The organism is Nocardia sputi (genome assembly GCF_023501985.1).
Genome location: NZ_JAMFLC010000005.1, coordinates 175,737 through 188,396 on the forward strand (window position 1 = coordinate 175,737; position 12,660 = coordinate 188,396).

Consider the following 12,660-nt stretch of genomic DNA (forward strand, 5'->3'; position numbering starts at 1 on the left):
GTCGCTATTGTTAGATCCGTTCCGCCCCTTCGGTGGAAGCACTGGTCGTCACCGGACCGTGCCACTTGTAACGCCAGGAATATCTCTGACGATGACGCACACGGGCGAAGAGTTGGACCTCGCCGTCGCTGCCGCTGCGCAGGGCGACAGATCCGCTTTAGCTCAGGTACTGGAGATGGTCCGCCCGCTGGTGGTGCGCTACTGCCGCGCGCGGATCGGAGCCGCGGAGCGTGGGCAGCTCTCCGCGGACGACGTTGCGCAGGAGGTTTGCCTGGCTGTGATGACCGCCTTGCCCAGGTATCAAGACCAGGGCAGGCCCTTCATGGCCTTTGTCTACGGGATCGCTTCGCACAAGGTCGCCGACGCTCATCGCAATGCCGCCCGTAACAAGGCGGAGGCGATGGCCGAAGTACCAGATGTCATATCCACCGACCAGGGACCGGAACAACGAGCTCTCGAATCCGAGACGAGCAGACAGATGAACCGTTTGCTCGCGACGCTTCCCGAGAAGCATCGAGAGATCTTGATCCTGCGCTTGGTCATGGGTTTGTCAGCGGAAGAAACCGCAGTCGCCGTGGGCAGTACGGCGGGTGCGATACGGGTGGCCCAACACAGGGCACTCGCGAAACTCAAGTCACAAGTGGCGAGGGCAGGTGAAATGTATGGCTAGGGATGGCGAGCGCGGTCGGGGTGACTGGAAGGCGCGGCTTGGATCGCGAAACAGCGGTCCCTACGCCGAGGCGTCCGGTGACAGCGACCCGGTCGACATCGCCGCGGTACGCCGCGACGATGCTCTGATCGACGCCATCGCCAGCGATGGTCCGGTGCACACCGACAGCGCCGAGGAGTATCAGCTCGCGACGCTGCTCGCGGATTGGCGAGCGGAGCTGACCGCGGCTCCGATGTCGGCCGAACCGGACCTGGATGCGATCGTGGCCGCGGTCAACCAGGAGATCGGCGCGCGGCAGGTTCGTATCGGGGCGCACAGCGGCGGGCGACTGAGGCTTCTGCGCCCGATCATGGGCACCGCGGCCGCACTGGCGCTGGTCTTCGGCGGCATGACGGCGTTCTCGTACAACGCGGAGCCGGGCGACCCGCTATGGCGGGTCAAGGAAGTCGTGTTCAGCGAACAGGCCCAGACAACCGTCGTGCAGCGGGCCGACGACGACCTGAGCCAGGCCTCCGCGCTGGTCGCGCAGAACCCGGAACAGGCGAAGGCGCGGTTGGAGCGCGCCAAGGAGAACGCCGCGCAGGTCAGCGATCCGGGCAAGCGCGCCGAGTTGATGACCGAGTGGGAGCGGCTGCTCGCGGAGCTGGGGAAGGTGTCGCCGGAACTGGCCCAACAGCTGGAGTCGACGGTGCCGAAGAGCACCGACCCGCGTGCCACCCCGGGCACCAGCGTCACCACGAAGCCCAATGCGACCGGCGGGTCCGCGACGATCATGCAGCAGCCGGGCGAGCAGACGGACAAGCCCTCGCCCACCGTGGACGCGACCGCGCCGAACGGCGGCGGCGCCACGAACGGCGGCGCGCCGACCACGGCGCCACCGGTTACCACGCCCCCGCCTGCGGCCACCACACCGCCGCAGGCGACCGTGGAGCCGACGGCTCCGCAGCAGCCGCCGGCCACGGATGTCCGGCCGCCCACAGCGGATCCGACGGTGGACACCGGGAATCCGACGGTGGCACCGCCGCCGCAGCAACCGGCCACCCGGCCGCCGACCCAGGGCCAGCCGCCGACTTTCAGCGTGCCGTCCTTCCCCAACCCGGGCTCGTTCTTGCCGCCCGGTAGGTAAGCGAACATCTCGGACGTACGACACGAACCGATCGCCGGCCAGGCGATCGGTTCTTTGTTCTTCTGACGCCGAAGGAGCCGGTCATCCGCGCTTCAGGCGGACGTCCGGCTCGTCGGGGTGCGTTGTCTGCTCGAACCGTGATCCTGTGCGTCGAAGATCACAGTGGCAAGCGCGAGATGCGCGGGCCGGGGAACGGCTCGCGCGCGTCTCGGGTCGGGCCGGTCAGCCGTCGAATCCGTCGAACCCGTCGCCGTGGAAAGCCTCGTTCATCGAGGCGTCCGCGTAGCCACGGCAGTAGTCCCAGGTGACGTACGCTTCCGGCGTCGGGTCGTAGGCGGGCTCGTGCGGGCGGACCGTGCCGTCGACCAGCAACTGGAGCAGGTTGGCGCGCAACATGTCCCAGTCGTGGTAATGGTCCTGCCTACAGTCTTCGCAGCTGACCACGAGTCCGCGGATCCCGCGGTGAGCCAGCAGCGCCTCGTAGACCGCGAGGTCGGCGAGATCCTCCTCGACCGCAAGGCGCTCGTGGGGATCCAGCGGTTCGCCGGGCTCGATGGCGTCGAGCGCGGCGGACGGGTCGGAGGGGTCTCCGGCGAACGGATCCGGCGGCAAGCCAGGTGGTAGATGGTCACGCACATCCCCACGGTACGCAGAACAGGGTGGTCTGCGCCAGCGATGCGGCCCGCCAGTTTCGGGGGTGGGCTCACTTCGTCGGCGAGTTCACCGGACAGATACCATGGAGCACAGGCTACGGCGGGTCCCGACATCACCGCCGCCGAACGCAACGTCCATCCCATCAGCCGTCACGGCGCCGGTCGCACCGGCGCCGGTCGCTATCGACGTCCAGGAGGGGTCGATCCGAATGAGTAATCCCGTAACGGGCGAACGAAGCGCAGTCCGCCCTCCTACGGGTGGCGACGATCCGAACAAGATCGCCATGCTCGGCCTCACATTCGACGATGTGCTGTTGCTGCCTGCCGCCTCGGATCTCATCCCCAGCTCTGTGGAGACCTCCAGTGTGCTGACCAGGGAGATCCGTCTGCGCACCCCGCTGGTCAGCTCGGCCATGGACACGGTGACCGAAGCGCGGATGGCGATCGCCATGGCCCGCGCGGGCGGCATGGGCGTGTTGCACCGCAACCTCTCGGCGGCCGACCAGGCTTCGCAGGTGGAGACGGTCAAGCGGTCCGAGGCGGGCATGGTCACCGACCCGGTGACCTGCCGTCCGACCGACACCCTCGCCGAGGTCGACGCCATGTGCGCCAGGTTCCGTATCTCCGGACTTCCGGTGGTGGACGAGACCGGTGCGCTTGTGGGCATCATCACCAATCGCGACATGCGTTTCGAGGTGGATCAGAACCGCCGCGTCGCCGACGTGATGACCAAGGCTCCTTTGATCACCGCGCAGGAGGGCGTGACCGCCGAGGCGGCGCTCGGGCTGCTGCGCAGGCACAAGGTGGAGAAGCTGCCGATCGTCGACGGCAACGGGCGCCTGCGCGGCCTGATCACCGTCAAGGACTTCGTCAAGACCGACCAGTACCCCAACGCCACCAAGGACCGTGACGGCCGCCTGCTGGTCGGCGCCGCGGTCGGCGTGGGCGAGGACGCCTGGTCGCGCGCCATGACGCTCGCCGACGCGGGCGTCGACGTGCTCGTGGTGGACACCGCGCACGGTCATCAAGCGCAGGTGCTGCAGATGGTGACCAAGGTCAAGACCGAGGTCGGCGACCGCATCCAGGTGGTCGGCGGCAACGTCGCCACCCGCGCGGGCGCGGCAGCCCTGGTCGAAGCGGGCGCGGACGCGGTCAAGGTGGGCGTCGGTCCCGGTTCCATCTGCACCACCCGCGTCGTCGCGGGCGTCGGCGCGCCGCAGATCACCGCGATCCTGGAGGCGGTCGCCGCGTGCAAGCCCGCGGGCGTCCCGGTGATCGCCGACGGCGGCATCCAGTTCTCCGGCGACATCGCCAAGGCCATCGCGGCGGGCGCGTCCACGGTGATGCTCGGCTCGTTGCTCGCGGGCACCGCCGAGTCGCCGGGCGAGTTGATCCTGGTCGGCGGCAAACAGTTCAAGAGCTACCGGGGCATGGGCTCGCTGGGCGCCATGCAGGGCCGCGGCCAGGCCAAGTCGTTCTCCAAGGACCGCTACTTCCAGGACGACGTGCTGGCCGAGGACAAGCTGGTCCCCGAGGGCATCGAGGGCAGGGTGCCGTTCCGCGGCCCGGTCAACCAGGTGATCCACCAGTTGGTCGGCGGCCTGCGCGCCGCCATGGGCTACACCGGCTCGCAATCGATCGCGCATCTGCAGGAGGCTCAGTTCGTGCAGATCACCGCGGCGGGCCTCAAGGAGAGCCACCCGCACGACATCACCATGACCGTCGAGGCCCCTAACTACACCGGACGGGGCTAGTCCGGCTACGTTCATGTACAGGACCAACCGGTCCGTGCATGATTGAGCTTGCCCACCGGCTGTGGCGGTGAGCAACCTGCGCGGTAGTTGGCGGTTCATTCGTGCTGCCCACCTGCCCCCACAAGTAACCACTGGAGGCGCGAGTCCTACGAGCGCCGTTCGCGGCCTGGCTCGTTGTCCGAGTGGGCGAAGCGCATGCGCCGGAGGCGCGAGCCTCGCCCGCTCGGACAACGAGCCGCCAACGGGCCCGAATACGCAGCGCCGCGGGCGCTGCACATCAGACAAGGAGATTTCGCGTGCGCGACATGGTGGAGATCGGCATGGGCCGGACCGCCCGGCGTACCTACGAGCTGGACGACGTCGACATCGTCCCCTCGCGCCGGACCCGCTCGTCGAAGCAGGTCTCGCTGTCCTGGCAGCTGGACGCCTACCGCTTCGAGATCCCGTTTCTCGCGCATCCCACCGACGCGCTGGTATCGCCGGAGTTCGCCGTCGAGCTCGGCCGCCTCGGCGGCCTCGGCGTGATCAACGGCGAGGGCCTGTGGGCGCGGCACGCGGATGTCGGCGCGAAGATCGACCAGTTGCTCGAACTGGTCGGCAAGGGCGGCTACGAGCGCGCCGTGGCGTTGCTGCAGGAGCTGCACGCCGCGCCGATGCAGCCGGATCTGCTCGCCGCCGCGGTCGCGCAGGTCCGCGCCGCGGGTGTCACCGTGGCGGTGCGGGTGAGCCCGCAGAACGCGCGCACGCTCACCCCGGCACTGCTGCAGGCGGGCATCGACCTGCTCGTGGTGCACGGCACGATCATCTCCGCCGAGCACGTCGGCGACGGTGAGCCGCTGAACCTGAAGACCTTCATCGCCGAACTGGACGTGCCCGTGGTCGCGGGTGGCGTGAGCGATCATCGCACCGCGCTGCACCTGATGCGCACCGGTGCGGCGGGCGTGATCGTCGGCTATGGCTCCTACCCGGGCGCGACCACCACCGGCGAGGTGCTCGGCATCGGTGTGCCGATGGCCACCGCGATCGCGGACGCCGCCGCGGCGCGCCGCGACTACCTGGACGAGACCGGTGGCCGCTACGTGCACGTCATCGCGGACGGCGACATCGCCACCTCGGGTCAGCTGGCCAAGGCGATCGCGTGTGGCGCGGACGCCGCCGTGCTCGGGGTCCCGCTCGCCCTGGCCGCGGAGGCGCCCGGCCGCGGCTGGTACTGGCCGTCGGCGGCCGCGCACCCGTCCGTGCCGCGCGGGTCGATGCTGCACGTCGACGATCCGTGGGATCTGGGTGGCGAGCCGGTCGGCGATCCCGTGCGTCCCAGCCTGGAGCGGGTGCTCTTCGGTCCGTCGGACGATCCGTTCGGCTCGCTGAACCTCGTCGGCGGACTGCGGCGTTCGATGGCCAAGGCCGGTTACTCGGATCTGAAGGAATTCCAGAAGGTGGGTCTCAGCGTCCGTGCGTGAGTTCACCGTGCCCGGGCCGGCTTGGTCCTGGCGCGCAGGAACTGCTGGATGGCGTGATTCACCGGCTCCGCGTGGGTCATCGTCACCGCGAGTCGCGCGTCCGCGATCTCGATGAACGTGGCGCCGGACAAGCCGTTGGCCAGTTCTCGGGCGCGCTTGCGGTCCATGCCGCTGTCGGTGGGATGGATCACCAATGCGGGACAGTCGATTTCGCGGAGCCGGTCCAGCACCGAATCCCGGCTGAGCAGGCAGCCCGCCGCGACCTCGATGCCGCGGCGGTCGCGCACCAGCCAGCGCTGGGTCCAGATCGTGCGGTACCACTCGTCGTCGCCGATCAGCCAGGAAGCCAGCTGGTGCACGGCGCGCTCGCGGGAGCCGTCGTCATACCACTCTTCGAGGAACTTCTGGGTGGCGCTGGACTGTTCAGGGGTGGGGGCGTGCGCTTCGGTGCTGATCAGGATCAGTCCGGAGACGCGTTCCGGGGCGATCAACGCGGTGCGCAGCGCGGTGAAACCGCCCTGCGCGGTTCCCCCGATGACGGCCTGCTCGGCGCCGAGATGATCGAGGATGGTGAGCGCGTCCCTGGCCGCGGTCCAATAGGTGAAGGGTAGGCCCTCGTCCCTGGTGCGGCCATGGCCGCGGGCATCCCAGGACACGATCCGGAACTCTGGTGCGAGCGCGGCCATTTGGGCGGCGAACATGGTGCGGTCCATCAAGAACTCGTGCGCCAGCAGTACCACCGGGCCGTCCCCGCCGCTGTCCTCGTAATGGATGTCGGCATCGATCGCGCGGGCGAAGGGCACGAGCAGAAGGATAACCAGCGAGCCGGGCCGCGCGTGACGATTCGGGCGGCCCGGCTCGCCCCCTGCACAGGCTGCTGTGCCGATGATTCGCTCGTTTCGAGGCTCACTAAACTGGTTGGGTGGCACAAACCCAGAGACCGGTCCTCGTCGTCGACTTCGGAGCACAGTACGCCCAACTGATCGCACGGCGGGTGCGCGAGTCGAGCGTGTTCTCCGAGGTGGTTCCGCACACCGCGACGGTGGAGGAGATCGCCGCGAAGCAGCCGCTCGCTGTGATCCTCTCCGGCGGCCCGGCCAGCGTGTACGCCGAGGGCGCGCCACAGCTGGATCCGCGGTTGTTCGATCTGGGGCTGCCGGTCTTCGGCATCTGCTACGGCTTCCAGGCGATGGCTCAGGCGCTGGGCGGCACGGTCTCGCATACCGGGACGCGTGAGTACGGGCGCACCGAGCTCAATATCGACGGCGGTTTGCTGCACGGCGGCCTGCCCACCATTCAGCCGGTGTGGATGAGCCACGGCGACGCGGTCACCGACGCGCCGGAGGGCTTCGAGGTCACCGGCACCACCGCGGGCGCTCCGGTCGCCGCCTTCGAGGACCGCGCGCGCCGCCTGGCCGGTGTGCAGTACCACCCGGAGGTGCTGCATTCGCCGCACGGGCAGCAGGTGCTGAGCCGGTTCCTGCACGAGCTCGCCGGCATTCCCTCCACCTGGACCCCGGCGAACATCGCCGATTCGCTGGTCGCCTCGGTGCGCGAGCAGATCGGTGACGGGCACGCGATCTGCGGGTTGTCCGGTGGGGTGGACAGCGCCGTCGCCGCCGCACTGGTGCAGCGCGCCATCGGCGACCGGCTGACCTGTGTGTTCGTCGACCACGGCCTGCTGCGGGCGGGCGAGCGCGAGCAGGTGCAGCAGGATTTCGTCGCCGCGACCGGGGCCAAGCTGGTGACCGTCGACGCGGTGGACAAGTTCCTCGGCGAGTTGAAGGGGGTGACGGATCCGGAGGAGAAGCGCAAGATCATCGGCCGGGAATTCATCCGGTCCTTCGAGGACGCGGTGGGCGAGGTTGTGCTCGAGCACGGCGCGGCCGACGGTGTGACGCCGAAGGTCGAGTTCCTGGTGCAGGGCACGCTCTACCCGGACGTCGTGGAGTCCGGCGGCGGCAGCGGCACCGCGAACATCAAGAGCCATCACAACGTCGGCGGTCTGCCCGACGACCTGGAGTTCGAACTCGTCGAACCGCTGCGATTGCTGTTCAAGGACGAGGTCCGCGCGGTGGGCCGCGAACTCGGTCTGCCGGAGGAGATCGTCGCCCGGCAACCCTTCCCGGGTCCCGGTCTCGCCATCCGGATCGTCGGCGATGTCACCGCGGACCGGCTGGAGACGCTGCGCCAGGCCGACGCCATCGCCCGCGAGGAGTTGACCGCGGCCGGTCTGGACCGGCAGATCTGGCAGTGCCCCGTCGTGCTGCTCGCGGAGGTCCGCAGCGTCGGCGTCCAGGGCGACGGCCGCACCTACGGCCACCCGATCGTGCTGCGCCCGGTCTCCAGCGAGGACGCCATGACCGCCGACTGGACCCGGCTGCCCTACGAGGTGCTCGAACGCATCTCCACCCGCATCACCAACGAGGTGGCGGAGGTCAACCGCGTGGTCCTGGACGTGACCAGCAAGCCGCCGGGCACCATCGAGTGGGAGTGATCCTCCGGCTGCCTTGACGTCGGCTCCGCGCGGGTAAGTGTGCGAATTCAGCGGGGGCGCTGGAAGGTGCTGTGCAGGATCAGGTGCCCGAGGAGCGTGCCATGGGTGGTGACGCGGTGCGGGCGGGGATCCGGCGGTGTGATTCCCGCGGGGGAGGGAGCCCGGTCATCGGGTTCATCGGAATTCACGCGGGATTCTCCTGTCGGACGACGAAGGGGGAGTGTGCGAGAAGAGAACGGCCCGTCGGTATCGACGGGCCGTTCGGCATGATCACGGTCGTTTGCGCGGGGAGATCACCAGCGCGATGCCGATGACGATCGCGGCGAGCACGACGATCCAGCCGATCGGGATCATGCTGGCCGCCGGCCAGGACGCGGGTCCGGCGAAAGCCCACACGCTGACCGCGAGGGACAGCAGGCCCGCGATGAGCAGTGAGGCCGCGGGGCCGCGGGATTCGGTCGTGTTTTTCTTCTCGGTCTCAGCCACGCTGCACCTCCACGTTTCCGGCGCGGACGTCGACGTTCAGATCGAGCACCGGCGCACCGGGGGCGTTCGGACCGCTGATGCCTTCGGCGCAGACGGCCTCGGCCATGGACACCGCGCAGCGCGTGCGGACGGTCATGTCCGCGGGCAGCAGCACGCGGGCTTCGCCCATCCGCACATCGAGGTCCACGGTGCGGCTCTCGGTCAGCTTCACCGAACGCAGGTCCAGCGTGCCGGAGCCCATGGTCACTTTGTAGTTCGAGGCCAACTCGGCGAGGGAGGCGGGCGCCCAGGTGTGCTCACCCATCGCGCTCTGGTCGAACTCGATCGGGCCGACCGCGGAGGCCAGCAGCACGAACCCGGCCAGCGGCGCGGTGAGTACCAGCAAGCCGTACCCGCGCCGCAGGAACGCGCCGAGCACCAGTCCGAGACCGATCACCGCCAGCGCCGCCGCACCGATCCGGCCGGGAGTCATCCACTCCACGCCGGAGGCCGCTGCCGCGCCCGCACCTGCTGCCGCCAGGATGGCCAGGCCGAGCACCACCGGAGTCAGGCGGGAGCGGGGGCGTTTCGGTGGCGGCGCGACGACGGTGCGGACAGGCGCGGGTTCCGGGAGGTCCCAAGCGAGGGGAGCGACGCCCAGCGGATCCCACGACGGCGGGGTCTGGCCGCCGATGATCGCGGGGTGGACGGCTGCGGGCCGGTTCGTGGCCGAAGTAGGCCGACTCCCGTGCGTCGAGGTGCCGGCGCCGTCTTTACCGAACGAGACGGTGTGGTCGGCCGGTGAGGTCTTCTCGATGGACGTGGCCGGTCCCGCGTGGACGCTGCCGGACGGGTGCCGTCCTGCCTCGTCGCCGTTGCCGGATTCGGCCTTGTCGCCGATCGAAGCTACTCGGCTGTCGACGGGCGCATTCGATGCGGTTCCGCCTTCGTCGGGCGGAGTCGATCCGGACTCGCCCGACGGCGCCGCCGCCTTGTCCAGCGCTACGGTCGTGGGTTCGCCCTGCTGGCCGGGGGCGGGCTTGTCCAGCGGCACCGTGCGGGCATCCTCCGCGACTCGAACCGGCGTCTCGGGGACGTAGGAATCCGGCAGCTTGGTGTACGGCGTGTACATGGTGGTCGGCGGCATATAGAAATCTCCGACGGTCCGGGTGGCTCCCGGCGGGAAGACCGCGCCTGGGTAGCCGGTGGCGGTGAGTCCACTGTCCGGGGCGAATCCGCCGAACACTTCCGTGGTTCCGGGCGGCGGGTTGGGCGTGCGCAGGTGCAGCATCCACCAGCCCGCCAGCATCAGGGCGAGGCTGATCAGGCCCGATCCGCCGAGACCGACGCCGACCGGGCCCATCGTGCTGACCGCGATGGCCAGCGCCACGATCAGCACGATGGTCTTGGTCTGCGATTGCGAGCTGTGGCCCTTGCCGACCAGCGACTCCGCCGCCGATGCCTGGTCGCCCGACGCGCTCAGCAGCAGCCAGGCCAGCAGGTAGAGCACGATGCCCGCGCCGCCGAATATCGTCGACACCACGAACGCGACGCGAACCAGCACCGGGTCGATCTCGTAGCGCCGCGCGAACCCCGCCGCCACGCCCGCGACCGGTCCCTGCCGCGGCAACCGGACCGGCCGGGTCTGCCATATCTGCTGGACCTGGTCGCCGAAGTTCGTTTTCGTCATGTATTTCATGGTGTGCCCGAGCCGCGTATCGGCGCATCGGGGGGAACCCTGAAAATCAGCCTGAACACTTTGGACCGATCGACCGCTGGAGCAATCATTCGGCTGTGCAGCCGGCAAGATCAGGGTGAATCCCCATGCTGGTGGCCGCGGAATCGTGCCAGTATCGAAGACATGTACCCGTCTGTTCCCGCGTTCGACACTCGGGGGTTCGACGCTGCCCGTGGGCTGGGACCCGCGCCCGCGCCGATCCCCGGGCCGCCGCAGGTGCGGATGGTCCGCCGATCGGGCGGCCGGGTCGTCGGCGGGGTGGCGGGCGGTGTGGCCGACCATCTGGGCGTCGACGTGTTCAAGGTGCGGATGGCGTTCGTGCTGCTGTCCGCCCTTGCCGGGGCGGGCATCGCCGCGTACGGGCTGTTGTGGATCTTCACGTCCGGCGGCTCGGACCAGGTGAAACCCTCCGGTGCGGAGCGGCGGCAGGCCATCGGTCTCGCGATGCTCGGGCTCGGGCTCGCGGTCGCCGTGTCGTGGGTGTTCAGCGGGACGGCGGCGAAGGTGATCGCGCCGATCATCGTGGTCGCGGTCGGCGCGGCGCTGGTGTGGCGGGAGTACGACGTCGACGGGCCCCGTTCGCTGCTCGGTCTGCCCGCGCGGCCGTCGGTGGTGACCTGGTCGCGCATCGTCGCCGGAGCGACGTTGATCGTGGCCGGTCTCGGCGTGGTGGTGCTGGCGCGGATCGATCTGAGTTCGCTCGGCTCGGCGCTGCTCGCGGTGGCGGTCACGCTGGTAGGCGCGGGACTGCTGACGGTCCCGCTGTGGCTGCGCATGATGCGCGCGCTGAACACCGAGCGCGCCGCCCGCATCCGCAACGAGGAACGCGAGGAGATCGCCTCGCACCTGCACGATTCGGTGCTCCAGACGCTCGCGCTCATCCAGCGCCAAGCCGACGACCCGCAGGAGGTGCTGCGGCTGGCACGCAGCCAGGAGCGGGAACTGCGGAAATGGTTGTTCGAGGATTCCGGTCCGGCGCAGTCGAGCCTGGCCGCGGCCCTGCGGACCATCGCGGGCGAGGTGGAGGACCAGCACGGCGTGAAGGTGACGCCGGTGACCGTCGGCGACGTGTCCATGGACATCGACGGCTCCGGGGCGGGTCTGCCGAAGGAACACTTCACCGCCCTGCTCGGCGCGAGCAGGGAAGCGCTGGTCAATGCCGCGAAGCACGCGGGCGTTCCGGAGATCGACCTGTTCGCCGAGGCCGAGCCGCACCAGGTGAGCGTCTTCGTCCGGGACCGCGGCGTGGGCTTCGACCTCGCTTCCGTGCCGGAAGACCGCCGGGGCCTGGCCAAATCCATCCGCGGACGGATCGAGCGCCGCGGCGGGCAGGTGGAGATCCGGTCGGCGCCCGGCCGCGGCACCGAGGTCAGGATCAGCATGCCGCGTACCGACTCCGGCTGCCCCGCGCCGGACGAGGAACCGGCTCGAGCCGCCGGCACCGCGCGCTAGCCGTCCGTTTCTCGCGGCCACGGTGGTTTTTCGCGGGTGCGCGGAGTGGGCGTGGACCCGGCGTGGTCCGCGAGGAGCGCGTGGGGGGATGGGTGTGGTACGGGTGGGGGGTCAAGGGTCGGTTAGGAGAAGTAGGTGACCGTGCGGGTCTTTCTCGTGGATGATCACGCCGTTTTTCGGTCGGGTGTGCGTGCCGAATTGAGCCGGGAGGCGGACATGGAGGTGGTCGGAGAGGCCGGCGGGGTGGCGGAGGCGGTGGCCGGAATCAATGCCGAGCGCCCGGACGTCGTCCTGCTCGACGTGCACATGCCCGACGGCGGCGGGGTCGCGGTGCTGGCCGGTATCGAGCCCGGGCCGGTGTGCCTGGCGCTGAGCGTGTCCGACGCGGCCGAGGACGTGATCGCGGTGATCCGTGCCGGGGCCAGAGGGTATGTGACCAAGACGATTTCGGGATCCGAACTGGCCGACGGCATCCGCCGGGTGGCCGGTGGCGACGCGGTCTTCAGTCCACGCCTGGCCGGCTTCGTCCTGGACTCGTTCACCGGGAAGTCTCCGGTGCCCGAACCACCGCTGGACCCCGAACTCGACTCGCTGACCCCGCGCGAGCTGGAGGTGCTGCGCCTGCTCGCCCGCGGCTACACCTACCGCGAGATCGCCGAATCCCTCTTCATCTCCGTCAAGACCGTGGAAACCCACGCCTCCAACGTGCTGCGCAAAACCCAGCAGTCCAATCGCAACGCCCTGACTCGCTGGGCCCACCGCCGCCGCATCGACTGACCCGCACCCGATGCCGTTGCGGCTCTTCGTATCCGGCGGGCCGGATGCGAGGCAGGCCTCGGGCGGGC

General features: G+C 69.6%; 12 protein-coding genes. 7 read left to right on the forward strand and 5 right to left on the reverse strand.

The window, feature by feature from the left end; genetic code table 11:
- The first annotated feature begins 91 nt into the window (after positions 1-91).
- Both M8859_RS10010 and M8859_RS10015 read left to right on the forward strand, forming a co-directional pair.
- The gene (locus tag M8859_RS10010; RefSeq protein WP_043687710.1) at positions 92-670 is read left to right on the forward strand and encodes a sigma-70 family RNA polymerase sigma factor; all 579 of its coding nucleotides are present in this window, start codon (positions 92-94) and stop codon (positions 668-670) included.
- The gene (locus tag M8859_RS10015; protein WP_249644137.1) at positions 663-1,796 is read left to right on the forward strand and encodes an anti-sigma-D factor RsdA; all 1,134 of its coding nucleotides are present in this window, start codon (positions 663-665) and stop codon (positions 1,794-1,796) included. Before M8859_RS10010 ends, M8859_RS10015 begins: the two co-directional genes overlap by 8 nt.
- Before the next feature lie 222 nt (positions 1,797-2,018).
- On the opposite strand, the gene M8859_RS10020 is transcribed toward M8859_RS10015, so the two are convergent.
- Positions 2,019-2,432, reverse strand: coding sequence for a DUF5319 domain-containing protein (locus M8859_RS10020; protein ID WP_039795739.1), 414 nt, complete (start codon positions 2,430-2,432; stop codon positions 2,019-2,021).
- 226 nt (positions 2,433-2,658) lie between these two features.
- On the opposite strand from M8859_RS10020, the gene guaB reads away from it, so the two are divergent.
- Together guaB and M8859_RS10030 are read left to right on the forward strand one after the other, a co-directional pair.
- Positions 2,659-4,203: an IMP dehydrogenase gene (gene guaB, locus M8859_RS10025; protein WP_159923015.1), complete on the forward strand. Its 1,545-nt coding sequence runs from the start codon at positions 2,659-2,661 to the stop codon at positions 4,201-4,203.
- Between the two features lie 296 nt (positions 4,204-4,499).
- On the forward strand, positions 4,500-5,663 hold the full coding sequence (locus tag M8859_RS10030; RefSeq protein WP_159923017.1) for a GuaB3 family IMP dehydrogenase-related protein: 1,164 nt from the start codon (positions 4,500-4,502) through the stop codon (positions 5,661-5,663).
- Positions 5,664-5,665: 2 nt separating this feature from the next.
- On the opposite strand, the gene M8859_RS10035 is transcribed toward M8859_RS10030, so the two are convergent.
- Positions 5,666-6,466 carry an alpha/beta fold hydrolase gene (locus M8859_RS10035; RefSeq protein WP_159923019.1) on the reverse strand — a complete coding sequence of 267 codons (801 nt, stop codon included), beginning with the start codon at positions 6,464-6,466 and terminating at the stop codon, positions 5,666-5,668.
- A 119-nt stretch (positions 6,467-6,585) separates the two neighbouring features.
- Between M8859_RS10035 and guaA the strand changes: the two genes are divergently transcribed.
- Complete coding sequence (gene guaA, locus M8859_RS10040) at positions 6,586-8,160, forward strand: glutamine-hydrolyzing GMP synthase (protein ID WP_159923021.1); 1,575 nt, start codon at positions 6,586-6,588, stop codon at positions 8,158-8,160.
- Between the two features lie 47 nt (positions 8,161-8,207).
- Here the strand turns inward: guaA and M8859_RS10045 are convergent, their stop codons facing one another.
- From M8859_RS10045 to M8859_RS10055, 3 genes are all read right to left on the reverse strand, one after another.
- The gene (locus M8859_RS10045; RefSeq protein ID WP_195071238.1) at positions 8,208-8,348 is read right to left on the reverse strand and encodes a hypothetical protein; all 141 of its coding nucleotides are present in this window, start codon (positions 8,346-8,348) and stop codon (positions 8,208-8,210) included.
- A gap of 82 nt (positions 8,349-8,430) precedes the next feature.
- Positions 8,431-8,646, reverse strand: coding sequence for a hypothetical protein (locus M8859_RS10050; protein ID WP_159923025.1), 216 nt, complete (start codon positions 8,644-8,646; stop codon positions 8,431-8,433).
- Positions 8,639-10,315, reverse strand: a complete 1,677-nt coding sequence (locus M8859_RS10055; protein WP_321209717.1) for a PspC domain-containing protein — start codon at positions 10,313-10,315, stop codon at positions 8,639-8,641. The genes M8859_RS10050 and M8859_RS10055 overlap by 8 nt, the downstream gene beginning before the upstream one ends.
- A gap of 171 nt (positions 10,316-10,486) precedes the next feature.
- Here M8859_RS10055 and M8859_RS10060 point away from each other — a divergent pair, with 171 nt between their 5' ends.
- Positions 10,487-11,815, forward strand: a complete 1,329-nt coding sequence (locus M8859_RS10060; RefSeq protein ID WP_159923029.1) for a PspC domain-containing protein — start codon at positions 10,487-10,489, stop codon at positions 11,813-11,815.
- A 141-nt stretch (positions 11,816-11,956) separates the two neighbouring features.
- Positions 11,957-12,592, forward strand: a complete 636-nt coding sequence (locus M8859_RS10065) for a response regulator (protein WP_159923196.1) — start codon at positions 11,957-11,959, stop codon at positions 12,590-12,592.
- The last annotated feature ends 68 nt before the right edge of the window (positions 12,593-12,660 follow it).

What these genes read in the sequence shown, in the direction of transcription:
- guaB (WP_159923015.1), top strand. Translation starts at nt 2,659, where the DNA reads ATGAGTAATCCCGTAACGGGCGAACGAAGCGCAGTCCGCCCTCCTACG.
- M8859_RS10055 (WP_321209717.1), bottom strand. Translation starts at nt 10,315, where the DNA reads ATGACGAAAACGAACTTCGGCGACCAGGTCCAGCAGATATGGCAGACC.
- M8859_RS10060 (WP_159923029.1), top strand. Translation starts at nt 10,487, where the DNA reads ATGTACCCGTCTGTTCCCGCGTTCGACACTCGGGGGTTCGACGCTGCC.
- M8859_RS10015 (WP_249644137.1), top strand. Translation starts at nt 663, where the DNA reads ATGGCTAGGGATGGCGAGCGCGGTCGGGGTGACTGGAAGGCGCGGCTT.
- M8859_RS10010 (WP_043687710.1), top strand. Translation starts at nt 92, where the DNA reads ATGACGCACACGGGCGAAGAGTTGGACCTCGCCGTCGCTGCCGCTGCG.